This is a genomic window from Bradyrhizobium sacchari, assembly GCF_002068095.1.
GTDB classification, from domain to species: Bacteria; Pseudomonadota; Alphaproteobacteria; order Rhizobiales; family Xanthobacteraceae; genus Bradyrhizobium; species Bradyrhizobium sacchari.
This window is the reverse complement of the sequence record NZ_LWIG01000013.1, coordinates 257251-283199: the sequence shown is the minus strand read 5'-3', so window position 1 is coordinate 283199 and position 25949 is coordinate 257251. Positions and strand designations below refer to the sequence as shown.

22 protein-coding genes and 2 pseudogenes are annotated in these 25949 nt (G+C 65.2%); 18 read left to right on the top strand and 6 right to left on the bottom strand.

All coding sequences use genetic code 11. The features are described 5' to 3' along the window. A pseudogene (locus A5906_RS44590) lies at window positions 1-324 on the bottom strand (DUF308 domain-containing protein); the annotation flags it as partial. A 312-nt stretch (window positions 325-636) separates the two neighbouring features. On the opposite strand from A5906_RS44590, the gene A5906_RS18365 reads away from it, so the two are divergent. After that, window positions 637-2286, top strand: a complete 1650-nt coding sequence (locus A5906_RS18365) for a glycosyltransferase family 39 protein (protein ID WP_080136786.1) — start codon at window positions 637-639, stop codon at window positions 2284-2286. Between the two features lie 175 nt (window positions 2287-2461). Continuing rightward, complete coding sequence (locus A5906_RS18360; RefSeq protein WP_080136785.1) at window positions 2462-3241, top strand: class II aldolase/adducin family protein; 780 nt, start codon at window positions 2462-2464, stop codon at window positions 3239-3241. A 234-nt stretch (window positions 3242-3475) separates the two neighbouring features. On the opposite strand, the gene A5906_RS18355 is transcribed toward A5906_RS18360, so the two are convergent. From A5906_RS18355 to A5906_RS18345, 3 genes are all read right to left on the bottom strand, one after another. Next, complete coding sequence (locus A5906_RS18355; protein WP_080136784.1) at window positions 3476-4870, bottom strand: M20/M25/M40 family metallo-hydrolase; 1395 nt, start codon at window positions 4868-4870, stop codon at window positions 3476-3478. A 24-nt stretch (window positions 4871-4894) separates the two neighbouring features. Next, entirely contained in the window at window positions 4895-6235 is a 1341-nt protein-coding gene (locus tag A5906_RS18350; RefSeq protein WP_080136783.1) for a glycosyltransferase family 87 protein, read from the bottom strand. 129 nt (window positions 6236-6364) lie between these two features. Next, window positions 6365-7987, bottom strand: a complete 1623-nt coding sequence (locus tag A5906_RS18345; RefSeq protein WP_080136782.1) for a helicase HerA-like domain-containing protein — start codon at window positions 7985-7987, stop codon at window positions 6365-6367. 338 nt (window positions 7988-8325) lie between these two features. Here A5906_RS18345 and A5906_RS18340 point away from each other — a divergent pair, with 338 nt between their 5' ends. The 16 genes from A5906_RS18340 to A5906_RS18265 all read left to right on the top strand — a co-directional run bounded on the left by A5906_RS18340 (window position 8326) and on the right by A5906_RS18265 (window position 23521). Continuing rightward, window positions 8326-8691 carry a hypothetical protein gene (locus A5906_RS18340; protein ID WP_080136781.1) on the top strand — a complete coding sequence of 122 codons (366 nt, stop codon included), beginning with the start codon at window positions 8326-8328 and terminating at the stop codon, window positions 8689-8691. Window positions 8692-8717: 26 nt separating this feature from the next. Then, window positions 8718-9125: a DUF4332 domain-containing protein gene (locus tag A5906_RS18335; RefSeq protein WP_080136780.1), complete on the top strand. Its 408-nt coding sequence runs from the start codon at window positions 8718-8720 to the stop codon at window positions 9123-9125. Window positions 9126-9399: 274 nt separating this feature from the next. Then, a complete protein-coding gene (gene folP, locus A5906_RS18330) occupies window positions 9400-10260 on the top strand; it encodes a dihydropteroate synthase (protein ID WP_080136779.1) in 861 nt (286 codons plus the stop codon). Next, window positions 10257-10625 (top strand): dihydroneopterin aldolase, encoded by a 369-nt coding sequence (folB, locus tag A5906_RS18325; RefSeq protein ID WP_080136778.1) that lies wholly within the window; start codon window positions 10257-10259, stop codon window positions 10623-10625. The genes folP and folB overlap by 4 nt, the downstream gene beginning before the upstream one ends. Window position 10626: 1 nt before the next feature. Further along, window positions 10627-11118, top strand: a complete 492-nt coding sequence (gene folK / locus A5906_RS18320; protein WP_080136777.1) for a 2-amino-4-hydroxy-6-hydroxymethyldihydropteridine diphosphokinase — start codon at window positions 10627-10629, stop codon at window positions 11116-11118. An 81-nt stretch (window positions 11119-11199) separates the two neighbouring features. Beyond that, entirely contained in the window at window positions 11200-13071 is a 1872-nt protein-coding gene (locus A5906_RS18315) for a methylmalonyl-CoA mutase subunit beta (RefSeq protein ID WP_080136776.1), read from the top strand. After that, complete coding sequence (locus A5906_RS18310; protein WP_080136775.1) at window positions 13068-13532, top strand: GFA family protein; 465 nt, start codon at window positions 13068-13070, stop codon at window positions 13530-13532. Before A5906_RS18315 ends, A5906_RS18310 begins: the two co-directional genes overlap by 4 nt. Before the next feature lie 16 nt (window positions 13533-13548). Next, on the top strand, window positions 13549-15705 hold the full coding sequence (gene scpA, locus A5906_RS18305) for a methylmalonyl-CoA mutase (RefSeq protein WP_080136878.1): 2157 nt from the start codon (window positions 13549-13551) through the stop codon (window positions 15703-15705). A gap of 36 nt (window positions 15706-15741) precedes the next feature. Continuing rightward, complete coding sequence (locus tag A5906_RS18300) at window positions 15742-16038, top strand: nucleotidyltransferase family protein (protein ID WP_080136774.1); 297 nt, start codon at window positions 15742-15744, stop codon at window positions 16036-16038. Between the two features lie 132 nt (window positions 16039-16170). Beyond that, a complete protein-coding gene (locus tag A5906_RS18295) occupies window positions 16171-16941 on the top strand; it encodes a DUF3298 and DUF4163 domain-containing protein (protein WP_080136877.1) in 771 nt (256 codons plus the stop codon). 229 nt (window positions 16942-17170) lie between these two features. Beyond that, complete coding sequence (locus A5906_RS18290) at window positions 17171-18163, top strand: tripartite tricarboxylate transporter substrate binding protein (RefSeq protein ID WP_080136876.1); 993 nt, start codon at window positions 17171-17173, stop codon at window positions 18161-18163. A gap of 76 nt (window positions 18164-18239) precedes the next feature. Continuing rightward, entirely contained in the window at window positions 18240-18743 is a 504-nt protein-coding gene (locus tag A5906_RS18285) for a tripartite tricarboxylate transporter TctB family protein (RefSeq protein WP_080136773.1), read from the top strand. Between the two features lie 4 nt (window positions 18744-18747). After that, entirely contained in the window at window positions 18748-20259 is a 1512-nt protein-coding gene (locus tag A5906_RS18280; RefSeq protein ID WP_080136772.1) for a tripartite tricarboxylate transporter permease, read from the top strand. Window positions 20260-20310: 51 nt separating this feature from the next. After that, window positions 20311-21300, top strand: coding sequence for a methylmalonyl Co-A mutase-associated GTPase MeaB (gene meaB / locus A5906_RS18275; protein WP_080136771.1), 990 nt, complete (start codon window positions 20311-20313; stop codon window positions 21298-21300). Continuing rightward, complete coding sequence (locus A5906_RS18270; protein ID WP_080136770.1) at window positions 21297-21953, top strand: pyroglutamyl-peptidase I; 657 nt, start codon at window positions 21297-21299, stop codon at window positions 21951-21953. The genes meaB and A5906_RS18270 overlap by 4 nt, the downstream gene beginning before the upstream one ends. 197 nt (window positions 21954-22150) lie before the next feature. Beyond that, a complete protein-coding gene (locus tag A5906_RS18265) occupies window positions 22151-23521 on the top strand; it encodes a TIGR03808 family TAT-translocated repetitive protein (protein WP_080136769.1) in 1371 nt (456 codons plus the stop codon). A 31-nt stretch (window positions 23522-23552) separates the two neighbouring features. Here the strand turns inward: A5906_RS18265 and A5906_RS18260 are convergent, their stop codons facing one another. Beyond that, the gene (locus A5906_RS18260; RefSeq protein WP_080136768.1) at window positions 23553-24371 is read right to left on the bottom strand and encodes a TIGR03809 family protein; all 819 of its coding nucleotides are present in this window, start codon (window positions 24369-24371) and stop codon (window positions 23553-23555) included. A 484-nt stretch (window positions 24372-24855) separates the two neighbouring features. Continuing rightward, a pseudogene (locus A5906_RS44585) lies at window positions 24856-25949 on the bottom strand (S8 family serine peptidase); the annotation flags it as partial.

Genomic DNA, 25949 nt, shown 5'->3' with positions numbered 1-25949 from the left:
CGGCGCAGGCGATGGCGGAGGCGTCGGTTCGGCCCGCATGGCCGGAGCCGGCACAGGCTCAGACACGCCCGGGAGCGCAAGGCCCGGCAGCACGGGCCTGACCCGAACCTCGGACGGTGCGCCGGCGAGCCGCCGGGCAATGCCCTTCAGCTCCAGCAGCACCAGATGCAGGCCAGCCAGTAACATCCCGGAGCAGACGCCGATCGTCCCCGAGATTATGAGGGTGCTGCCGAGACTGAACTCCCGGACGGTGAAGCCGAACAGGATCGCAAGGAGGCCCGCCACCACGGCGACAATCCCCACGATCAACAATGCCAAGCTCATCGAACCCACCCCCGGCCGCGCATCCACCCGCGACACCCGTTACGCCACGATACCGTCATACTGTGTTGCTCGCCAACGGCGAATTGTTGGCAGCGTTCCTAAAGGGAGGGAAATCAGTGACTTATTCACATTCCCTTCAGCTACGGCTTGCTACTGCTTGAATGCTCCCGGTTGCAAGGATTTGCTGCGTCGCATCAGGAATTTAGCCATAATGCCCAATTACTTGGTAATGGAACTGCGCTATAGGGAGACCGGGGAAGTGGTCCGCGCGCACCAGCAGGGCCAAGAGGGGATTCCGGGTCACCAATAGCCATGACATCCATCACGACTTCGGCGATCGACACGCCTCTGCGGCGCTCGGTCGAACGGACTTGCGACGATCTCGCCATGCTGGTGCTGGCTGCGGTCGCCGTGATTGCAGGCTTGACCTTCCGCGACTACGGCCTTGGCTGGGACGATTACACCCACGCTGAATATGCCGACCTGTTGCTGCGCATGTTCGGTTCCGGCTTCAAGGACACCGCGGCGCTCTCCTTCGCCAATCTCTACATGTATGGCGGCGGCTTCGACATGGTCGCAGCCCTCTTGCACAAGGTGCTTCCGCTCGAACTGTTCGAGACGCGCCGTCTGCTCGGCGCGATCGTCGGCGTGATCGGGCTCGCCGTGACCTGGCGGCTCGGCCGCCGCGTCGGCGGCCCCCTTGCCGGTCTTGCTGCGCTTCTGCTGCTCGCGCTGTGCCCGATCTTCTACGGCCACATGTTCATGAACCCGAAGGATGCGCCCTTCGCCGTGGCGATGATCATCCTGATGCTGGGGCTGGTTCGTCTCGCCGAGGAATATCCGCAGCCTTCGCCGCGCACGATCCTCATCGTCGGCCTGGGTGCCGGCCTGTCGATCGGCTGCCGCATCCTCGGCGGGCTGGCGCTGGTCTACGCCATGGTCGGCTTCGCCCCGCTGTTCCTGGAAGAGCTGCGCACCGAGGGGCTCCGCGAAGCAGCCCGCCGCTTCGCCCATGTCGTCTACGTGCTGCTGCCCGGCCTCGTGTTCGGCTATCTGGTGATGGGCCTGATCTGGCCGTGGTCGATCATGGAGCCCGGCAATCCCTTCGAGGCGCTGACCTACTTCTCGCACTTCTTCGAGAAGCCGTGGAAGGAGATGTTCGACGGCGCGATCGTGTCGGTGCCCGACATGCCCTGGTCCTATCTGCCGACGCTGTTCGCACTGCAGCTGCCCGAGGTGATGCTGGTGCTGATGGGCGGCGCTGTTTTCAGCACCTTCGCGCTGCTGCCGCGCGGTGACGTTCCGGCCCGCCGCAAGACCATTCTCCTGATGCTGACGCTGGCTGCGACCCTGCCGCTGGCGATCGCGATGGTGAAGCGCCCGGCGCTCTACAACGGCATCCGCCATTTCGTCTTCGTGATCCCGCCGATGGCGGTGCTGGGCGGCGTCGCCTTCGCCTGGACCATGGAGCGCCTGCGCGCCAATCACCGCACCTGGCAGCCGGTCGTGCTCGCGACCTTCTGCTTCGGCCTTGCGCTCTCGCTCGCCGAGATGATCCGGCTGCATCCCTATCAGTACACCCATTTCAACCACATCGCCGGCACCGTGCGCGCCGCCGACGACCGCTTCATGCTGGACTATTGGGGTCTCGCGCTGAAGCAGGCCTCAGACGAGCTGCGCGAGCAGCTGGTCGAGCGCCAGGAAGTGCCGCCCGTCAATCGCAAATGGAAAGTCGCGGTGTGCGGTCCGCAGCGGCCGGCGCAGGTCGCGCTCGGCCCCGACTTCACCATCGGCTGGGATTCCAATGCCGCCGATTTCGCCATGACGCTCGGCGAGTTCTACTGCAAGGGCCTCACCGCGCCCGTGATGGTCGAGATCAAACGTGACGACGTGGTGTTCGCCCGCGTCTACGACATCCGCGGCCGCAGCATTTCCAGCCTGCTCTCGATCCCGGCGCCATAATAATTTTCTCTCTTGTAGCCCGGATGGAGCGAAGCGAGATCCGGGGACAGCGGTCCCGCGTTGCGCAGCGCTCCATGCGGGCTGCGCTTGACTGCCGCGCTTTGTGCGCCTTGCCGCCGCCTCCGACCGAGACTACGCTCCCGCTCCGCAACAACGAGGTTCGGAGAGAATTGCCATGTCGCCAGCAGAAGCGCGCCTGAAGGAAGTGCCGTCGAACATGACGGAGGCCGAGTGGCAGCAACGGGTCAACCTCGCCGCCTGCTATCGTCTCGTCGCGCTGTACGGCTGGGATGATCTGGTCGACACCCACATCTCCGCGCGCGTGCCGGGCCCCGACCATCACTTCCTCATCAACCCCTACGGGCTGATGTTCGAGGAGATCACGGCCTCGAGCCTCGTCAAGGTCGATTTGCACGGCAACCAGCTCTCCGAGAGCGAATACAGCATCAACCCGGCCGGCTTCACCATCCATTCGGCGATCCACGAGGTGCGCGAAGACGCGATCTGCGTGCTGCATCTCCACACCCTCGACGGCACCGCGGTGTCGAGCAGCGCGGAAGGGCTGCTGCCGCTGAACCAGACCGCCCAGCTCGTCACCCACGACCTCGCCTATCACGACTATGAAGGCATCGCGCTCGACCACGAGGAACGGCCGCGGCTGCAGAAGGATCTCGGCGATCACAACCACATGCTCCTGCGCAACCACGGCACCCTGACCGTCGGCCGCTCGGTCGCCTCCGCCTTCGAGCGCATGTACCACCTCGAGCGCGCCTGCTCGATGCAGGTGCGCACCCGCGCGCTGGGCACGCCGGTCTATCCGGTCGAGGAGATCGCGATCGAGAAGAACACCGAGCTCTTGTCCAACCGCGACCGCGCCGAGCTGCGCGCGAACAATCTCGTGTGGCCGCCGCTGCTGCGCAAGCTCGACCGCGTCAACCCCGGCTACCGCACTTGAGATTTTCCGGATTTGGTGTAGAGTAGCATTCAACGAACCTCTACGCCTTTTGGAATGAAACGCCGCCCAATTCCGGGGGGCGTTTTTATTTGGCCGCCCTCCGTCGTCATTGCGAGGAACTCTTGCGACGAAGCAATCCAGACTGCCTCCGCGGAGAGATTTCTGGATTGCTTCGCTTCGCTCGCAATGACGGATGAAGATCTCGCAGGGTGGGCCCACCCTACGGCACCGTGCCTACTTAACCTCGGCCAGCGCGGCGAGGATGCGGGCCCAGGAGCGGATGCCTTTCTGAAAGCTGCGCAGGTCGTACTTCTCGTTGGGCGAGTGGATGTTGTCGTCGTCGAGGCCGAAGCCGACGAGCAGCGAGTCCAGGCCCAAGGTGCGCTTGAAGTCGGCGACGATCGGGATCGAGGCGCCGGAGCCCATCAGCACGGTCTCCTTGCCCCATTCCTCCGCCAGCGCCTTGCTGGCCGCGGCGAGCGGCTTCATGTTCCAGTCGAGCGCGACCGCGGGCGCGGCGGAATGGTCGCCGAACTCGACCTTGCAGTCGCCCGGAAGGCGCGCCGTCACGTAATCGCGGAACGCCTTGCGGATCTTTGCGGGGTCCTGCCCCTCGACCAGACGGAACGAGACCTTCGCGGAAGCATGCGAGGGGATCACCGTCTTGGACCCCTCGCCGATATAGCCGCCCCAGATGCCGTTGACGTCGCAGGTCGGACGCGAGGAGGCCTGCTCGATCAGCAGCCGGCCCTTCTCGCCGGCCGGGATCGACAGCCCGATCGGCGTCAAGAACGTCTCCGGTGTCATGTTGAGCTTCTTCCACTGCTCCAGGATATCGGGCGGCAAATCCTTCACCCCGTCATAGAAGCCGGGAATGGTGATGCGGTTGTCGTCGTCGAACAGGCCGCCGAGAATCTTCGTCAGCACCCGGATCGGGTTCATCGCGCTGCCGCCGAACACGCCGGAATGCAGATCGCGATTGGCAGCGGTGATCTTCAGCTCTTCGTAGAGCAGGCCGCGCAGCGAGGTCGTGATCGCCGGCGTGTTGCCGTCCCACATGCCGGTGTCGCAGACCAGCACGTAATCCGCCTTGAACTCGTCCTTGTTGGCCTCGATGAACGGCACGAAATTCTTCGAACCGACCTCCTCCTCGCCTTCGATCAGGAAGGTGACGTCGATCGGCAGCGAGCCCGTCACCTTCTTCCAGGCGCGGCAGGCTTCGACGAAGGTCATCACCTGGCCCTTGTCGTCCTCAGCACCGCGCGCGACGATAATCTTGCGGCCGTCGGCGTGATCGGTGACCACGGGCTCGAACGGCGGACGGTGCCAAAGATCGAGCGGATCGACCGGCTGCACATCGTAATGGCCGTAGAAGATCACATGCGGCCGTCCGCCTGTCCCCGTCTTGCCGACGATGGCGGGATGGCCGGCGGTCGGCCTCACTTCGGTCGCGACGCCGAGGCTTGCGATGTCCTTGGCCAGATGCTCGGCCGCCGCTTTGCAGTCCCCGGCGAAAGCCGGATCGGCGGAGATCGACTTGATCCGCAACAGCGAGAACAGACGCTCCAGACTGTTGTCAAAATCCTTGTCGATGTGATCGAGCACGGATTGAAGCTGCGCATTGGCCATGGTCGGATTCCTGACTATTGAGTCTCAAGACGGCTTCTCGAGATTGTTGGGTTTTAGCCTCGTCGCAGGCTCGGAGCCAGCGGCAACCGGCGGATGCCGGATGTGCCATGCGAGCGTACCGGCAAGAACGGCCGTCGCGGCCAGGTTATTGCCCCAGGCTTGGATGACATTGGGAAACCATGGCAGCGCCAGCAGCATGAGAATGCCGGCCGCACCGAGCGCAAGCCAGGTTCCAAGGCGCACATTCGCTCGCTCGTCGAAGGCGGCACGATGCATCAGCACCGTCATCGGGAAGTACAGCCACATGAAGTAGTATTGCCGCGCCAGGGGCGAAGCCACCGTCATCAGGCAAAACAGGATGCCGAGCTCCTCGGCGTCCGAGCGCGCCGTCCGCCGCGATTGCCGCGGCATGACCGCAAGAAAGCCGAGCCCGAGCAGCGCTGATACCGCCAGCACGATCCAGTTCGCCGTCTTGTAGTCGACATCGATGACATTCATCGTGCGCGGCGGCTTGTTGGGATCTTCCTGATTGTAGTTGATCGGCCGAACCAGGCGATGCGTGACCGCGATGATGGACTGGTTGACCCACGACCAGTTCTGCTCGTCGCGCTGGCCAAACCCCTTTTCCGAGCTCGAGCCGACCATGCCCTGATACCAGGTCGCAAGCTCGGCCGCATTGCGCTCGAAGCCGCGGATCGGCGCCGGCACGACGTAGAGCAGGATGCCGGTGAAGGCGACCATCGCGGCGACGGCGGCCCACTTCCGCCGCCAAACCAGATAGGGCAGCACCGCGATCGGAAACACCTTGATGGCGGTGGCGAGCGCAAACATGAATCCCGCGAGCCACGATCGTTGATGCTGCAGGCTCCAGAAACCGTAGAGCATCATCGCCAGCAGAACCAGGTTGGGCTGGCCGAGGTCGAACATGTCGAACACGAAGGTCACCGTGACGAAAGCCGGCAGTGCCTCAAGCCAGGGGCCAGCCGTGCGGCCCGAGCCGGTCATGCTGTTGGACAATATCCCCGTGAACCACCACGCCAGCGCATTCAGGACCGACAGCACGATGTAGAGCGGGATCTTGCCGAACCAGCTCGGAATCGCGAGCATGATCGCCGGCAGCGGCGGATAGATGAATTCGAACGGATGATCGATGTCGCTGGGATAGAGTGGGCCACCGTGCAGCACCTGCTGCCCGGCCCAATACCAGAGCGAGTAGTCTTTGGTCTTGCCACGACCAAAAAGCTCCGGCCCGAGGACGTCGGCGGCCAGGATCAAGCAGCAGAGCAGGAACAGCAGATCGAGTGGGGCGCGCAGCGACAGGGATCGGAGCGCGCCGGGTTTGGCGAAAGGTTCGGCTGGGGTCACGATGAGGTCCAGTTAGGGGCCATAGCACCTAGCAGACAGGCTGACGGCTGGTGTCCTCTTCACCCGAATTTGTACCCGGCGCAAGCGGCGCGTTTGCCGGCGAATTGCTTCTAACAAGGGCTCGGCTGCCTATCTCCGCAGCAATCCGCCGAGGGCGCCGCGGACCAGGGTGCGTCCGATCGAGCCGCCGAGCTGGCCACCGATCGACTTGCCGACATTGGCGGCCAGCCCGCCGATCACCTGGTTGGTGACCGATCTCGTCACGTCACGCGCAATGACCTGGCCGGTCGAGAGGCGGCCGCGCTTGACGTTGGTGCCGAAGATGGTGCCGACGATCGAGCCGATCTGGCCGAGGATGCCGCCGCCGCTTCCATCCGAGGTGCCATCGGCCGTGGCCGCGGTGCCGGCGATGCGCTTCTGAAGCATTTCATAAGCGGACTCGGAATCGACGGCAGTGTCGTATTTGCCCTTCACCGGGCTCGCATCCATGATCGCCTTGCGTTCTTCCGGCGTGATTGGTCCGATCCGGGCCGATGGCGGCCTGATCATGACGCGCTCGACCATCGTTGGCGTGCCGTTGCCTTCGAGGAAGGACACCAGCGCCTCGCCCTTGCCGAGCTCCATGATCACCTTGGCGGTGTCGAGCTTCGGGTTGGGGCGGAAAGTCTGTGCCGCGGCCGCGACCGCCTTCTGGTCGCGCGGCGTGAAGGCGCGCAGCGCATGCTGCACGCGGTTGCCGAGCTGTCCGAGCACGCGGTCCGGCACGTCGATCGGGTTCTGCGTCACGAAATAGACGCCAACGCCCTTGGAGCGGATCAGGCGCACGACCTGCTCGATCTTGTCCAGCAGCGCCTTGGGCGCGTCGTTGAACAACAGATGCGCCTCGTCGAAGAAGAACACCAGCTTCGGTTTCGGCAGGTCGCCGGCCTCGGGCAACTCTTCGAACAACTCCGACAGCATCCACAGCAGGAATGTCGCGTACAGCCGCGGGCTCTGAAGCAGCTTGTCGGCGACCAGGATGTTGATCATGCCGCGCCCGTCGCGGTCGGTCTTCATGAAATCCTTCAGCGTCAGCGCCGGCTCGCCGAAGAACTTGGTGCCGCCCTGGTTCTCCAGCACCAGGAGCTGGCGCTGGATGGTGCCGACCGTGGCCTTGGTGACGTTGCCGAAGCCCTGCGCCTCCTTCTTGATGTCGGTAAGCGGGCTTTCCTCGGCGTCCGCCCCCTTCTTGCCGGCCTCCGGCACGATGGCATCGAGCAGCGCGCGCAGATCCTTCATGTCGATGAGGGTCAGCCCGTTGTCGTCGGCGACGCGGAAGGCGACGTTGAGCACGCCTTCCTGCACATCGTTGAGGTCGAGCATGCGCGCAAGCAGGAGCGGCCCCATCTCGGTGACGGTCGCCCGCACCGGGTGGCCCTGCTCACCGAACACGTCCCAGAACACCGTCGAGAACTGGTCCGGCTGGAATTTCAGTCCCATCTCGGAGGCGCGCTTGACGATGAAGTCCTTGGCCTCGCCGACCTCGGAGATGCCGGAAAGATCGCCCTTGATGTCGGCCGCGAAGACCGGGACACCAGCGCGCGCAAATCCTTCCGCCATGACTTGCAGCGACACCGTTTTTCCGGTTCCGGTTGCACCGGTGACGAGGCCGTGACGATTGGCAAGCGCCAGCGTCAGCCATGCCTGCTCGTCTCCCTTGCCGACGAAGATCTTGTCGTCGGTGTCGCCGAGCGTGCTGTCCTGTGCGGTCATTATTCTCTCTGATCTTTCTGCCGTGTTTCGCGTATTGAAACCCAAATGCGCCAGTTCCGCAGTTTAACGCATCTCGCGCGCCGATTAAAACCGTTCAACCCGCCCAAAGCATGCGACATTGCCGGAGAAAGGCGGACGACATCGGCCGAAAGTAGGAACGAAGCGTTCGCACCGCGGTAATTTCTTGCCGATTCCATCTCCGCTCTTGCATCGCTGCAACACTTTTCGCGCGTTCGGGACGTGCGTCGCGTTCATCGCTTGTATTTCACATCGCACCGGCTCAAGATCATTTTCGAAAATAATACTCCGGCATGTGAACCGGCTGAGGGGCAGGCCATATGGACGAGCTGATCGGACGGCTGGCGGCGAACGCCAGCATAGATAGTGCTGTCGCCGAAAAGACCGTCGGCATTATCCTGGGCTTTCTGCGCAACGACGGCCCTTCCGAGAACGTCGAAGCCCTGATCAATCAGATTCCCGGCGCGGAAGCGGCGATCGAGGCCTCCAAGAGCGGCGGCGGACTGTCGCGGCTGATGGGTGGCGGCCTGATGGCCGTCGGCACGCGCCTGATGGGGCTGGGCCTCGGCATGTCCGAGATTCAGACCATTGCCCGTGAACTTTTCCGCTACGGCCGAGACAAAATCGGAGCGGATCAGATGGGCAAGATCATCGCGGGGACGCCGGGCCTCAGCCAATTCGCCTGAGCGCCGCTTTTTCATATTTGAGCATCATGACATATCCGATCTCCGAGATTGAGGGCCTGCCCTCCTTTGCCGCCAACAAGCTGAAGGCGCAGGGCATCCGCACCACCGACGCGCTACTCGAGGCTGCCTCGACCGTGAAGGGCCGCAAGGCGCTGTCCGCCAAGACGGGCATCAGCGAGCAGCTGCTGCTGGAATGGGCCAACGTCTCCGACTACATGCGCATTCCAGGCATGGGCCGGGCCAAGGTCGGCCTGGTCCGCGCCGCGGGCGTCACCACCGTGCGTGAGCTCGCCTATCGAAATCCGGCAAGGCTCGCCCAAAGCATGCGCGAGGCCAACGAGAAGAAGAAGCTCGTCCGCATCCTGCCGTCGGAGAAGTCGGTCGGCGACATCATCGCCAAGGCCAAGAAGCTGCCGCCGAAGATCACGTACTAGAGTGGCGCTCTCCGCAGACGGATTCTCGTGCGACCCTCAGGGTGTCGTCCCGGCGAAGGCCGGGACCCATAACCACAGGGAGTGGTTTGGCGAAGACTGGCCGTTCGGGATTTCCACCTTCCACAAGCGATAGATTCCGCGGTATGGGTCCCGGCCTTCGCCGGGACGACGCTGGAGCGAGCAGGGTGCCACGGCATCAACATCGCTATTGTGGCGATGCGCCCACCCTCCTTCCGTCTTGACTCCCCTTCCCCGACAGCGCAATGCCACGCGCATGAATGCCTCGCCCTCCCCTTCCGTCCCGCCGGCCGGCTCGGCCGGGCAAGATCTGCTGCGGACGCTCGTGGGCCGGCCGATCCCGGCGGTGATGGGCGTGCTCAATATCACCCCGGATTCCTTCTCCGACGGCGGTCAGTTCATTGCGCCCGAGCAGGCACTTGAGCGGGCGCGGGCGATGATCGCCGCCGGCGTCGACATCATCGACATCGGCGCCGAATCCACCCGGCCCTACACCGGCGCCAAGGCCGTCACGGCTGAGGACGAGCTTGCCCGGCTGAGGCCGGTGCTGGCGGGCCTCGTTGCGCTCGGCGTCCCCGTCTCGATCGACAGCATGAAGACGGAGGTGGTGCAATTCGCGCTCGACCAGGGCGCGGTGATCGCCAACGACGTCTGGGGCCTGCAGCGCGACGCCGCCATGGCGCCGCTGATCGCCGCAAGGGGCGTCCCTGTCATCGTCATGCACAACCGCGACAGCGTCGATCCCGCCATCGACATCGTCGCGGACATGAAAGCATTCTTCCTGCGCTCGCTGGATATCGCCGCAAAGGCCGGCGTCGCGCGCGAGAGCATCGTGCTCGACCCCGGCATCGGCTTCGGCAAGACCGCCGAGCAGAGCATGATCGCGCTGGCCCGGCTGCGCGACCTCGACATATTCGGCCTGCCGATCCTCGTCGGTGCTTCGCGAAAACGCTTCATCGCCTCGGTGTCGCCGTCGGAGCCGAAAGAGCGGCTCGCCGGCTCGATCGCCGCGCATCTGATCGCCGCGCAGCGCGGCGCCAGGATCATCCGGACCCATGACGTCGCCGAGACCCTGCAGGCCCTGTGGGTGGCACACGCAATCGAGAGCAAGCAATGACCGATACGATCTTCGTGACCGGCCTGTCGATCCATGCGCGCCATGGCGTGATGGATCACGAAACCGAAGTCGGCCAGCGCTTTGTCATCGATCTCGAGCTCTATACCGACCTCTCGGAGCCGTCGCGCACCGACCGGCTTGCCGATACGGTGTCCTACGCCGAGGTCGTGGCGACCACGACCGCGGCGTTCAAGAACACCAATTACAAGCTGCTGGAAGGCGCGGCCGGTGCGGTTGCCGATGCCATCCTGTCGCACTTCCCCCGCATCCGCGCGGTGAAGATCACCGTGCACAAGCCGCATGCGCCGATCGCCGCGATCTTCGACGATGTCGGCATCATGCTGACGCGCTCGCGGCACCCCTGATATGGCAAACGTCCTGATCGCACTGGGCGGCAATGTCGGCGATGTTCGCGCGACGTTCAAAAAGGCGATCTCGCATATCTGCGGCATGGCGCAAGGTGCGGTGATCGCACGCTCGTCGGACTACGCGACGCCGCCCTGGGGCGACGAGGACCAGGACCCCTTCATCAATGCCTGCGTCGAGATCGAGACCAGTCTCGATCCGCACGCGCTGCTGTTCGTGCTGCAAAGGGTCGAGCAGAAATTCGGCCGCACACGGGACAAGGAGCGGCGCTGGGGTCCGCGCACGCTGGATCTCGACATGATCGCTTATGATGATGTGTCCTTGCGGAAGCCCGACCTGACGCTACCGCACCCCCGCCTGTTCGAGCGCGCCTTCGTGCTGGTGCCGCTGGCCGAAATCGCGCCGGACCGCGTGATCTCGGGTATTCGTGTGCGTGACGGGCTAGCCAGGGTCTCGACGCAAGGCATTGAGCGGCTTCCTGATACCGGCTAACCAAAAACAACCGTTTGCAGGGACGGTCCGCCGTGGCAATTTCGCCTGCGAATAACAAGATTTTCGGGAGCCCCTCGCCGCATGACCTCCGTGACTGACGACCTGCCGCTGGCGGCGGATTTTCCCAAGGCAACGACTGAGGACTGGCGCAAGCTGGTTGACGGCGTGCTGAAGGGCGCGCCGTTCGAGAAGCTCGTCGGCAAGACCTATGACGGCATCAAGATCGATCCGCTCTATCCGCGCGCCAAGGGCGTTGCGCCCGTGGTGGGCCGACCGGCGGCGGCGCCTTGGCAGATCGTGCAGCGGATCGACCATCCCGACGCGGCGCTCGCGAATGCGCAGGCCCTGCAGGATCTTGAGAACGGCGCGACGGGGCTTGCGCTGGTGTTCGCCGGCGCCAACGGCGCGCGCGGTTTTGGCCTGGAACCTACGGCTGATGCGGTCGCAAAGGTCCTGAGGGACATTCATCTCGACGCGGGGATCGGCATCGAGCTCGAGATCGGTCCGCAGTCGCGGATGGCGGCGATTCATGTCGCGGAATATGTGAAGAGCGCTGGTCTCGATCCCGCGGCCTGCAATATCCGCTTCGGGCTCGATCCGCTCGCGGCCGGCGCGGTGTGGGGCCACAGCCCTTATACGTGGGAGGAGATCGTTCCCGCCGTCACCGGTGCCATCAAGGGTCTCGCCGCCCTCGGCTTCAAGGGGCCGTTTGCCTCTGCCGACGGACGCGTGATCCACGATGCGGGTGGATCGGAAGCGCAGGAACTCGCCTTCGTGCTCTCCTGCGGCGTCGCTTATCTGCGCGCCATCGACGCCGCCGGCGTCCCCCTCGAACGGGCGCAAGGCATGGTCTATGCGCGACTCGCGGCCGACGCCGACCAGTTCCTGACCATGGCAAAATTCCGCGCGCTGCGGCTGTTGTGGGCGCGCATCGAGACAGCCTGCGGGCTCATGCCAAAGCCGCTGTTCATTGCGGCCGATACCGCCTGGCGCATGCTGACGCAGCGCGATCCTTACGTGAACATGCTGCGTGCGACCATGGCGACGTTCGCGGCGGGACTTGCCGGCGCCAACGCCATTACGGTACTGCCGCACACGCTGGCGCTCGGCCTGCCCGATCCATTTGCGCGGCGCGTGGCGCGCAACACCCAACTCCTGCTGCTGGAAGAGAGCAACCTCGCCAAGGTCAGCGATCCCGCAGCCGGCGCCGGCGGCATCGAGACGCTGACCGCCCGACTGTGCGAAGCGGCCTGGGGGCTGTTCCAGGAGAGCGAGAGCGCCGGCGGCGCCTTCGCCGCGCTCCAGCAGGGCCTGTTCCAGAGCAAGGTCGCGGCCGCGCGCAAGGCGCGCGATGCCAACATCGCAAAGCGCCGCGACGTTCTGACTGGCGCCAGCGAGTTTCCGAACCTGCATGAGCGCGAGACGGCGGTTCTGAAGGCAACGCCGGTCGCACTCGCCCCCTACGGGGAACAGAAACACAAGTTCGAGGCGCTGCCGCCGATCCGGCTGGCGGAGCCGTTCGAGGCGCTGCGCGACAAATCCGATGCCGCACTGAAGGCACGCGGGACGCGGCCAAAGGTGTTTCTGGCCAATCTCGGCACGCCCGCCGATTTCACGGCGCGCGCGACCTTTGCGAAAAGCTTCTTCGAGGCTGGCGGCATCCAGGCCGTCGAGAGCGAGGGTTTTGCCGACCCGGCCAAGCTGGCGGCCGCCTTCAAGGCCTCCGGCGCTGGGCTTGCCTGCCTTTGTTCCAGCGACAAGGTCTATGCGGAACACGCCGAGGCCGCGGCCAAGGCCCTGCAATCAGCCGGCGGGCGACATATCTATCTGGCGGGCCGCCCGGCTGAGGCCGAGGCGGCGCTGCGGGCCGCCGGTGTCACGGGTTTTGTCTTTGCCGGAGGCGATGCGCTAGCCACGCTGCAAGACGCCTATCGACGAATGGAAATGGCATGACCGAGACCAGCAAACCCGTTCTCACCGGCGGCTGCCAATGCGGGGCGGTCCGCTTTGCCCTGACGGCGTCGCCGACCAAGATTTCGATCTGCCACTGCCGGATGTGCCAGAAGGCGAGCGGCGCGCCCTTTGCCTCCTTCGCCGATATCGAGAAGACGGACTTTGCCTGGACCAAGGGCACGCCGTCGGCGTTCCAGTCCTCGTCGATCGCGATGCGCGATTTCTGCGCCGCCTGCGGCACGCCCCTGAGCTTCCGCCGCATCGATGGCCCGCGCATCGAGATCATGACCGGCACGTTCGACCGCCCGGACCACGTCGTACCGACCCGTCAGTACGGAACCGAGTCCCGCCTCGGCTGGGTGGTCGGCATCGCCAACCTGCCGAGCCAGACCACGCAGCAGAATTACGGACCGGAGAAGATGGCGACCATCGTCAGCCATCAGCATCCGGATCATGATTGAGGATATGGTTGAAGCCATGAGCCGCATTCCCAATTTCGCTGACGTCGCCTTCGAGCGGTCCGCAACCACAGCCCCTGCCGGCAGCGCCGAGCCGTGGCTGACGCCCGAGGGCATCCTGGTGAAGCCTGCCTATGGCGAGGCGGATCTTGCCGGGCTCGATTTCCTCGACACCTATCCGGGCATCGCGCCCTATCTGCGCGGCCCCTACCCGACCATGTATGTCAACCAGCCCTGGACCGTCCGGCAATATGCCGGCTTCTCCACGGCGGAGGATTCCAACGCGTTCTACCGCCGCAACCTGGCGGCCGGTCAGAAGGGCCTCTCGGTCGCCTTCGATCTCGCCACCCATCGCGGCTACGACAGTGACCATCCGCGCGTCGGCGGCGACGTCGGCATGGCCGGGGTTGCCATCGATTCCATCTACGACATGCGCACGCTGTTTGCGGGCATTCCGCTCGACCAGATGAGCGTGTCCATGACCATGAACGGCGCGGTGTTGCCGATCCTCGCGCTCTATGTCGCCGCCGCCGAGGAACAGGGGGTGCCGCCGGAGAAACTGTCGGGCACCATTCAGAACGACATTCTGAAAGAGTTCATGGTGCGCAACACCTATATCTATCCGCCCGCGCCCTCGATGCGGATCATCTCGGACATCTTCGCCTACACCTCGCAAAAGATGCCGAAATACAATTCGATCTCGATCTCCGGCTACCATATGCAGGAGGCCGGCGCGACGCAGGACCTCGAGCTCGCCTATACGCTCGCCGACGGCGTCGAATACTTACGCGCAGGTCTCGCCGCCGGTCTCGACGTCGACCGCTTCGCGCCGCGGCTGTCGTTCTTCTGGGCGATCGGCATGAACTTCTTCATGGAAGTCGCCAAGATGCGCGCGGCGCGCCTGCTCTGGGCGAAGCTGCTCAAACCCTTCAATCCGAAAGACCCGCGCTCGCTGTCGCTGCGCACGCACAGTCAGACCTCGGGCTGGTCGCTGACCGCGCAGGACGTGTTCAACAACGTGATGCGCACGACAGTGGAGGCGATGGCGGCGACGCAAGGCCACACCCAATCGCTGCACACCAACGCGCTCGACGAAGCCCTGGCTCTGCCGACCGATTTCTCGGCGCGCATCGCCCGCAACACCCAGCTCTTCCTGCAGCAGGAGAGCGGCACCACACGGATCATCGATCCCTGGGGCGGCTCGTATTACGTCGAGCGGCTCACGCGCGATCTCGCGGCCAAGGCCTGGGGTCACATCCAGGAGGTCGAGGAGCTCGGCGGCATGGCCAAGGCGATCGAGGCCGGCGTGCCAAAACTGCGCATCGAAGAAGCCTCAGCCAAGACCCAGGCCCGCATCGATGCCGGCAAGCAGGCGGTGATCGGCGTCAACAAGTACAAGCCGACCGACGAGGACAGAATCGAGATCCTGAAGGTCGACAACACCAACGTTCGCCGGCTCCAGATCGACAAGCTGACGCGGCTGAAGAGCGAGCGTAACCAGAAGGACGTCGAGGCCGCGCTCGCCGCGCTGACGCGTTCGGCAGGCGAAGGCAACGGCAATTTGTTGGCGCTCGCGATCGACGCAGCGCGCGCCAAGGCCACCGTCGGCGAGATTTCGGACGCGATGGAGAAGGTGTTCGGCCGGCACCGCGCCGAGATCAAATCCATCACCGGCGTCTACAAGCGGGAGGCGTCCAGCATGGGCAACCAGGTCGAGAAGATTCAGGCGCTGATCGACGCCTTCGAGGAGGCGGAAGGCCGTCGCCCGCGCATCCTGGTCGCCAAGATCGGCCAGGACGGCCACGACCGCGGTCAGAAGGTGATCGCTTCAGCCTTCGCCGACATCGGCTTCGACGTCGACATCGGACCGCTGTTCGCAACCGCCGACGAAGCCGCGCGGCAGGCGGTCGAGAACGACGTGCACATCCTCGGCGTCTCCTCGCTTGCCGCCGCCCACCTCACCGCCGTGCCGGAGCTGAAGGCCGCGCTGAAGAAGCAGGGCCGCGACGACATCATGATCATCGTCGGCGGCGTGGTGCCGCCGCAGGATTACGATGCTCTCTACGCGGCCGGCGCCGAAGCGATCTTCCCGCCCGGCACCGTGATCGCGGAAGCGGCGGAGGAGTTGATCCGCAAGCTGAACGCCCGGCTCGGCCATAGCGAGGCGGCGGAGTAGATGATAGACTGGCCGTGCAACCGGCCAGATGTGTCCATGACACGTGACGAGATCATCGCGGCAATCCGCAAGAACGCAGATGCCATCAAAGGCAAGGGCGTGTCGAAGCTCGCCATCCTCGGCGCGCGGGCCGGCGAAGACTACCGCGCCGACAGCGATATCGACATTCTGGTCGAGGTTGAACCTGACACCACCTTCTCGCTACTCAACCTGATCGATGTCGAGCACATCATCGAGGATGCGACCGGCTTGCAGACGCAGGCAACCGTTCGCCGCTCGATGGCGCCCCGCTTTGAGCCGCACAGCGCGGACGATATCGTCGAAATATTCTAAAGCGCGATGAGATTTGGATGAATCGTCATCGCGCTTTAGGTCGTTGTTTACGCATGATCTTTTCGGAAAACCGCTTCACACTTTTCCCGATCATGCTTTAACGCTCACGCAGGAGCACCATCCTTGAAGTTCATGACCGGTTTGAGCGTCGCCCTGGCGCTGAGCGTAACATGCGTGTTTTCCGCCCTCGCCGCCGACCCCAAGCCCGACGCGGTCGTCAAGAACAAGAACATCGAGGCACGCGTCTTGCTGGACGACACGATCCGGGCCGATCCTGTCCTCGCGGCCGATTGCCTCGCCGAGGCGAGAAAGTGGCTCGACAAGAGTGCTGCCGAGGCAGCGGCGACGCGCAAGACCGACCCAGTGCTCTTCAGGGATGGCGGCTGGGAATTCGAACGCAACTATAGAGTCGATTCGGTGGTCGCCGGCCGTTATGTCAGCCTCATCAGGTCCGACTACACGGACACTCACGGCGCGCATCCCAATTCCGACATCGACACGATCTTGTGGGACAAGACCGAGGGCAAGCGCATCTCGATCCGCCGATTCTTCAACGAAACTGCCGACAATGGCCCAACCATGAAGGCGATGATGAAGACCGTGATCGCCTCGCTCAGGATCGAGAAGAAGAAGCGCGACGTGGCCGACGCGAACGGCGACGATTGGGTCAATAATCTCAAACCAGGTCTCTTGAAGATCGGCGCGGTGACCTTCGCACCGTCAACCGAGATCGGAAAAAGCGCCGGCCTCTCCTTCCACTATCCGCCCTACGCCGTCGGCCCCTATGTCCAGGGCGCATACGGCGCGTTCGTTCCGTGGGAAACGCTGAAGCCCTATCTCTCGCCGGAAGGTCTGCGGATTTTCGGGGGTAAGCGGCCGAAGAGCGACGAGGACGCTCAGTAAAGGATCGCTAATTCGATCGCGGACCTTTGGCTTTCGCCACCCGCGCAGGTTGGCGACTTGCGCGGGCAAAACCCACCCGATTTCCGATTGCCTGCCCGATGCGCATCCAGCTTTCACACAACACGGTGGTCTCGTTGGTAGCGCTACCTTGCCGGACGCGCGCAAAGCTGCCTACAATGCCCGGATTGACAAGAGCGCCCGGCATTACGGGCGCCGCTGGGAGGCATTCATGTCCAAGATTTCGCGCCGCGCGTTCGCGGCTTCAACCGCCGCAATCGCGGCATCCGCCGCATTCGGCTTCAAGCCCGCGCGCGCGCAGGCCTATCCGGCCCGGCCGGTCACCGTAATCGTGCCCTGGGGTGCCGGCGGCGGCACCGATGCGACGGCGCGCATTGTCGCAGCCTTGCTCGAAAAAGATCTCGGCCAGCCCTTCAACGTCGTCAACCGCACCGGCGGCTCCGGCGTGGTCGGCCATAGCGCGATCGCGACCGCGCAGCCCGACGGCTACACCATCGGCATGCTCACGGTCGAGATCTCGATGATGCATTGGCAGGGCCTCACCGACCTGACGCCGAAGAGCTACACGCCGCTGGCGCTGATGAATGAGGACCCGCCCGGGATCCAGGTCTCCTCCTCCTCGCCCTACAAGACGGTCAAGGAGCTCGCCGAGGCGATCAAGGCGGCACCTCCCGGCAAGTTCAAGGCCTCGGGCACCGGCCAGGGCGGCATCTGGCATCTGGCGCTGGTCGGCTGGATGCAGGCGATGGGCCTACCGGCCAACCAGGTCGCCTGGGTGCCGTCGAACGGCGCAGCTCCTGCGATGCAGGACCTCGCCGCCGGTGGCCTCGACCTCACCACCTGCTCGGTACCAGAGGCGCGCGCCATCATCGAGGCCGGCAAGGCCAGGAGCCTTGCCATCATGGCGCCTGCGCGCAACCCGATCTTCAAGGACGTGCCCACGCTGAAGGAGGCGATGGGCATCGACTACGCAACCGGCGCCTGGCGCGGCATCGGCGCGCCCAAGAACCTGCCGCCGGAGATCGCCACCAAGCTCACTGCGGCGCTGAAGAAGGTCTACGACTCCGCCGAGTTCAAGGACTTCATGAGCAATCGCGGCTTCGGCACCGTGTGGGGCGATGCCGGCCATTTCGCCGGCTTCATGGACAAGGGCGATGCCCAGATGGGCGAGGCGATGAAGGCCGCAGGCCTGAGCAAGACGTGATCTTCATCTGCGACGCTCTGATCGCCTCTCCCCGCTCGCGGGGGGAGGCCGCGCACTTCTCATAGGACCCCTCGTCATGCGTCTTCCCGACTCCGTTACGGGATCGTTTCTCGTTGTGCTCGGCGCGGCCGCCGCCTATGGCGGCTACATCCTGCCGCCGGTGCCGGGACAGCCGGTCGGCCCCAACGTGTTTCCACTGGTGATCGGCACGGGCCTCGCACTGTGCGGGCTCGCGATCGTGTTCGGCATCGGGCATTCCTTCGAGGAGGAGGAAGAGCTGATCCCGCTCGAGGACGGCCAGGCGGCTGCGCCGCCGCCGCAAGGAAAACTCCAGGGCAAGCTCTACGGCCTGCGCGCCCTGCTGCCGCCGGCGCTGCTGCTGTTCTACGTCTTTGCCGCCGACCGGCTCGGCTTCATCATCACCGCAGCGATCATGGTATACATCACCTCGACCGCGCTCGGAGCGAAATTGAAGCTGGCACTGCCGCTCGCCGCGCTGTCGCCGTTCGCGGTCCACCTCATCTTCGGCAAGCTCTTGCGCGTGCCGCTGCCCGCCGGCCTGTTGCCGACGCCCTGGTAATCCCATGCTGAAAACCCTGCTTGACGCCCTTGCGCTGATCTCCACCTGGGAGGTCATCATCGCGATGTTTGCCGCCTCCGTGTACGGCCTCGTCATCGGCTCGCTGCCGGGCCTGTCGGCGACGATGGCAACCGCCCTGCTCGTCCCGGTCACGTTCTACCTGTCGCCGATCGCGGCGATCGCGACCATCGTGGCGGCGTCCTCGATGGCGATCTTCTCCGGTGACATTCCCGGCGCACTCTTGCGCATTCCCGGCACGCCCGCTTCCGCCGCCTATGCGGACGAAGCCTATGCCATGACGCGCAAGGGCCAGGCCGAGCTCGCATTGGGCGCAGGCGTCTGGTTCTCCGCGGTCGGCGGCATCGCCGGCGTGCTGTCGCTGATGATTCTGGCGCCGCCGCTCGCCGAGATCGCGCTGTCGTTCTCGACCTTCGAATATTTCTGGCTGGCGCTGCTCGGACTGATGTGCGCCACCCTGGTGGCCCGCTCCTCGCCGGTGAAGGCGATCGCGGGCATGTTCATCGGCCTGCTCGTCTCCTGCATCGGCATCGAGAATCCCGGCGGCGTGCCGCGCTTCACCTTCGGCATCACCGATCTGTTCGGCGGCATCGAGCCGATCCCGGCCCTCGTCGGCGTGTTCGCGGTGGCGCAGGTGATGCGCGCGATGTTGACGCCCGAGCCGCCGCCGCTGCCGCGGCGAAAATTCGGAAGCATCATGGCCGGCCAGTGGAAGCTGACGCGGAAATACCACTGGCAGATGACGCGCGGAAACATCGTCGGCATCATCATCGGCGTGCTCCCCGGTGCCGGCGCCGACATGGCCGCGTGGGTCTCCTACGCGATGTCGAAGCGCTTCTCCAAGGAGAAGGAAAAGTTTGGCACCGGCCATGTCGAGGGCCTGGTCGAGGCCGGCGCCAGCAACAATGCCAGCATCGCCTCCGGCTGGGTGCCGTCGCTGCTGTTCGGCATCCCCGGCGACACCATCGCCGCGATCGCAATCGGCGTGCTTTACATGAAGGGTCTCAATCCGGGGCCGACGCTGTTCACCGAGAAGGCGTCGAGCATGTACGCGATCTATCTGATGTTCATCATCGCGAACATCCTGATGATCCCGCTCGGCATCGCCATGATCCGCGTCGCCGCCTATATCCTGCTGGCACCCCGCTCCACGGTGATGCCGATCATCATGCTGTGCTGCGCGGTCGGCTCGTTCGCCATCGGCAACAACATGTTCGGCGTCGTCACCGTCGCCGCCTTCGGCGTGATCGGCTACGTCATGGAGGCGAACGGCTATCCGGTCGCCGCGATGGTGCTCGGCATCGTCATGGGCACCATGGTCGAGCAGGCCTTCGTGACGTCGCTGATCAAGTCCGACGGCAGCGTGCTGCCGTTCTTCGAGCGCCCCGTGGCAGCCATCCTCGCCGCGATGGCGATCGGCGCCCTGCTCTGGCCGGTGATGGTGTGGGTGTGGCGGAAGCTGAAACCGGCGCAGACGGTCGCGGCAACGACCCGGTGATATCGGCCGGGCGGCCCTCGCCTGCCCCGCCCAGCCGTTGTAAAGCAGGGCATGACTGAGAAGAAGGCCTCGCTCGACATCAAAACCCTTGCCCGTGACCTGCGCTCCGGCAGTCGCGCGGCGCTCGCGCGGGCCATCACGCTGGTCGAGAGCCGTCGCGCTGACCACCAGGCGCTGGCGCGGGAGCTGGTGCAGAAGCTTCTGCCCGACACCGGCAAGGCGTTTCGGGTCGGCATCACCGGCTCGCCCGGCGTCGGCAAATCCACCACCATCGATGCGCTCGGGACCTATCTGATCGAACAGGGCCACAAGGTCGCGGTGCTCGCGGTCGATCCGTCCTCGGCGCGCAGCGGCGGCTCGATCCTCGGCGACAAGACGCGGATGGCGCGCCTCGCGGCCTCCGACGATGCCTTCATCCGCCCCTCGCCGTCCTCGGGCACGCTCGGCGGCGTCGCCGCCAAGACGCGCGAGGCGATGCTCTTGTGCGAGGCGGCCGGCTTCGGCGTCGTGCTGGTCGAGACCGTCGGCATCGGCCAGTCCGAGACCGCTGTCTGCGACATGACCGATTTCTTCCTCGCGCTGATGCTGCCGGGCGGCGGCGACGAGTTGCAGGGCATCAAGAAGGGCCTGGTCGAGCTCGCCGACATGATCGCGATCAACAAGGCCGACGGGGATAATCTCAAGCGCGCCAGGATCACCGCCGCCGACTATCGCGGTGCGCTGCATATCCTGGCGCCGCGATCCGAGCATTGGCATCCGCCCGTCGAGACCTATTCGGCACTGACCGGCGACGGCATCGCAAAGATCTGGCAGAAGGTTCTTGATCACCGCAAGGCGATGAATGCCTCCGGCGATTTCGCTTCGCGTCGCCGCGAGCAGCAGGTGAAGTGGATGTGGTCGATGCTGGAGCAGCGCATGCTGGCGCGGCTGCGCAGCGAGGCCTCGATCCGGACCAAGGTCCGCAAGATCGAGGCAGAAGTTGCCGATGGCCATCTCACGCCAGCGCTCGCCGCCGAGCAGATCCTGGAGCTGCTGCAATGAGCGACAAACTCCGCATTCTCCTCACCGGCTTCGGTCCGTTTCCCGGCGCGCCCTATAACCCGACCCAGCCGCTGGTGGAACGGCTGGCGCAATTGCGCCGACCCGCGCTCGACAATGTCGAGCTGTCACGCCACATCTTCCCGGTGACCTATGCTGCGGTCGACAGGCAATTGCCTGAGGTGCTCGCCGCGCAAAAGCCCGATGCGCTCCTGATGTTCGGCCTCGCCGCCCGCACGCCTTACCTGCGCATCGAGACCCGGGCGCGCAATGCCGTCACCATGCTCTGGCCCGATGCCGCCAACACCCGCTCCGGCAAGCGCGGCATCGCCGGCCATGCGGACGCAATGACGTTCGGACCGCACACGGCACGGCTGCTGCGCGCCGCGCGCCTCACCGGCATCGACGCGCGCGCCTCGCGCGATGCCGGCGCCTATCTCTGCAACTACTTAAGCTGGCGTGCGATCGAGAACGTCAGGGCCGGCGGGCCGAAACTTGCGGCGTTCATCCATATTCCCCTGCTGGCACGCAGCGGCGCGGTCCGGCGCAAGGGCGCGCCGCGCATCACGCTGGAGGAACTGGTGGATGCCGGAGAAGCCATGCTGATGGAGATGGTGGCGTTGGCAAGGAAGCAGCGGAACGCACCGGTCTCGTAGGGTGGACAAAGGCGCACTTGCACAGCGCCCGCCATCCCGTTCTGATCTGCGATAACGTGGGCACGCTTCGCTTTGCCCCACCCTACGGCACCTCGCCTTGCGTAAAGATTTAACCCTACCGTGAACAATCCCCACGGTCCCGGCCGCGCTGCGCTACCTAGTCCCCGCGGACTCCCGCGTCCGCCGGAGGACGCGTCATGGACCTCAATCGCCGCAATCTCATCGGTGCCTCGACCGCCGGCATCGCGGGCGCGCTCGCCATGCCGGCCGACGCCGCGCGCGCGGCGCCGCTGACGTCGCTGCTCGGCCGCGATGCCACGCATTATGGCGTGCGGCCCGGCAGCAATGAGGACCAGACCCGTACGCTGCAGCGCGCGATCGACGAGGCCGCCCGGACGCAAATGCCGCTCGCCTTGCCTCCCGGTATCTACCGCAGCGGATTGCTGCGGCTGCCGAACGGCGCGCAACTGATCGGCGTGCGCGGCGCGACCAAATTCGTCTTCACCGGCGGCGTCTCGGCGATCCAGAGCGACGGCTCCGATGCGATCGGCCTTACCGGCATCACCTTCGACGGCGCCGGCATTGCGCTGCCGACACGGCGCGGACTGATCCATGTCCTCGGCGGGCGCGATGTGCGCATCACCGATTGCGAGATTGCGAATTCCGGTGGCAGCGGGATCTGGCTTGAGCAGGTCGCGGGCGACATCTCCGGCAATATCTTCACGGACATCGCGGTGACGGCGGTGGTCTCGTTCGACGCCAGGGGCCTCAGCGTTTCCCGCAACACGATTCTCCGCACCAACGACAACGGCATCGAGATCCTGCGCACCGCGATCGGCGATGACGGCACGCTGGTCGCTGATAACCGCATCGAGGACATCAAGGCCGGACCGGGCGGCTCCGGCCAGTACGGCAATGCCATCAACGCGTTCCGCGCCGGCAACGTGATCGTGCGCGGCAATCGCATCAAGAACTGCGACTATTCGGCGGTGCGCGGCAACTCGGCCTCGAATATTCACATCACCGGCAACAGCGTCAGCGACGTGCGCGAGGTCGCTCTCTATTCCGAGTTCGCGTTCGAGGCGGCCGTGATCGCCAACAACATTGTGGACGGCGCTGCCGTCGGCGTCTCCGTCTGCAATTTCAACGAGGGCGGCCGCATCGCCGTGGTCCAGGGCAACATCATCCGCAATCTGATCCCGAAACGCCCGATCGGCACCGCCCCTGATGATGACGCCGGCGTCGGCATCTATATCGAGGCGGACGCCTCGGTGACCGGCAATGTGATCGAGAACGCCCCGTCCTACGGTATTGTCGCCGGCTGGGGCAAATATCTGCGCGACGTCGCGATCACGGGCAACGTGGTCCGCAAGGCGCTGGCCGGTGTCGGCGTCTCCGTCGTGCCCGGCGCCGGCACTGCACTCGTCAACAACAACATGATCTCGGAGACGCCGCGCGGGGCCGTCGTCGGCCTCGATCACGCCCGCGCGGTGACCTCGGACCTGTCGGCGGAGGGCGCGCAGCGCTTTGCTCAGGTCGTGATCGGCGGGAATGCGGTGCGGCGCTAAGTACCGCGCGCTCGCTTCCAGCTCCCGGGCGTCAGAACGCGTTTCGCAGCAGCGGGTATTTTGCCTCGATGCCGTCGAGGCTGAGGGTGAACTCGACGACGCGCTCGGGGGCGGCGACGATTTCGGCGGCCGGCGGGGCGAACTGCGGCAGCAGCGCCGCCATTGCGGCAGGTGCCTTCACGGGAGGCGCGGCAACCGGTGCCATTGCAGCAGCGGGCTCGGCGAACGGCAAGCTCACGGGCGGCGCGGAGCGCGGCGCCATCGCGACGGGTACTGCAGACGGTGGCCTCACGACGGGTGCGGTCAGGGGCGCTCTCGCTGCGGGAGCCTTGAGTGGCGGTACGGTAGCGGGTGCGACGAACGACGCCACCGCAGCGGGCGCCGGGAGCGTTGCGAGCGGAGCGGTCGGCACCAGCGGAGCTTCGGTCACCTCGGCAAGAACATCCGGTTTGGGATCGAGCCCGACCGGCACGGCGGTCTCGGCGGCGATGTGGACGGCCTTTGGCTGCAAGGTCTTTGGCTGCACGGTCTTGGGCTGCACGGTCTGCACCTGCTGCTCGCGCGGGAACACGCGAGGCATCGTCGCCGGCGACCAGCCGAATGCGGAGGTGACGCTCGCAGCCGCTGCCGCGACGTCCCCGCCGGTGGCGATGGCGCGCCAGGTCTGGACGGCGCGTTTGGCTTCCTGGATGTTTTCGAGAAAGGCGAGCTCGGAGTGATACCGGCGCCAGCGTCCGGTCTCGAACATTTCGGAGAGGTGTTCCAGCCGCTGTTCGGCGAGAGTGCACCAGCGTGCCGCGACTTCGCGGCTGCAACCCGCGGCGCTAACCAACTCTTGGCGATGTGTCATGAACCAGCCCGTCGAGAGAAAACACGGACGCGGGGGACGCAACGCACACGAATCAATTTAGACGCGACATGAATATTTTGTGGAAAAGTTTTGACTTGTCCAGCAACGACACGCCGTTCGTCATGAAAGACCGTAGTCGTGCGGAGATTTGCTGTGATTTCGAGTCAAGCTTCGCACAAGCATGCCGGACTTGCGCTGCACCTGACGGACGCCGGCGATCGGCGCACCGCGACCGCTCAACCGGAAGCTGATCTCGAATTTCGCTTCCAGGAATCCGATGCCCCAAAAAGAAAAGACCCGTCCGGGGGGACAACCGGACGGGTCGAGCCATATGGGCGCTTGGGGTGGATGGGCGCTCGCGCCTGATATGACTGATGGGGAGGGATGACCGCTCCCACATAATTTGGTCGTGCTGGCCGGCTGAACGTTCAATGCAGCGTTGGATTTTTTAACTTTCGTCCCGCGCGCAATCTTGTCGCAGCGGCTATCGCGTCGCCGGCCTATCCGCCTGAGAAATCGCGGCTTTATCGCCCGCGCTCGACAGCGCGGGCTGCTCGATCGCGCGGATGCCGGGCTCATTGCGGCGCTTGTCGGCGTCTTCACGTTTTGTTGTACCGGACGCAGCCGCAACCGGCGTCGCGCTGTCGGCGGGAATGGCCATCACTGCGGCAAACGCGTCGGCCTCGCCGTCGCCGAACAGATCATCACGTCCGGGTGAACCGAGATCGCGCGCGGTCTTCGCCAGCGTCATGCGGAGCGCTTCCGGCTTGAGCGTGTAGTTGCGCTCGAGCAGCAAGGCGGCGACGCCGGAGACATAGGCGGCCGAGAACGAGGTTCCCGACGTCATCTGGTATTTGCCGTCAGGCGCGGGCAGGAAGATGTCGACGCCAGGCGCCGCGATCGCGATGTGATTGCCGCGGTTCGAGGCCGTGAACAGCTTGTCCTGCTGATCGGTCGCGCTGACCGCGATCACGTTGGGATTGGCGGCAGGATAGAGCGGCGGCGATTTCGCGCCGGCATTGCCGGCCGCGGCGATCAGCACGAGGCCGCGCGCGGCCGTCGCCGCGATGGCGCGCTCGATCACAGCATCCTTCGGGCCCGCAAAGCTCATATTGACGATCTGCGCGCCGTGCTCGGCCGCGTAATTGAGCGAGCGCAGGATGATATAGGACGAGCTCTCGGCGCTGCCCGTCGTGCCGCCGAAGGCGCGGATGGCGATGATGCGCGCCTCGGGCGCGCTGCCCATCAGCTTGGCATGCGCCACGATGGCGCCGGCGATGCCGGTGCCGTGAATATGCGGGCCCTCGGCGCTGCCGAGCGCATCGAAATTGTCGGCGATCGAATTGGCAAGCTCGGGGTGTTTGGCGTCGATGCCGGAATCGATCACCGCAATCGTCACATTGGCGCCATGCACCAGCGTGTGCGCCTGCGGCAGGCGAAGCTTTGCCAGCGCGTATTGCGCTGGGTCCCCCTCGACCGGCACGGCGGATTTCTGGTCCTGGAGCGCGTAGCGGAAGTTCGGCTGGACCGAGCGCACGCTGCCGTCGGCGGCGAATTCACGCCGCACCGTCTCGGCGG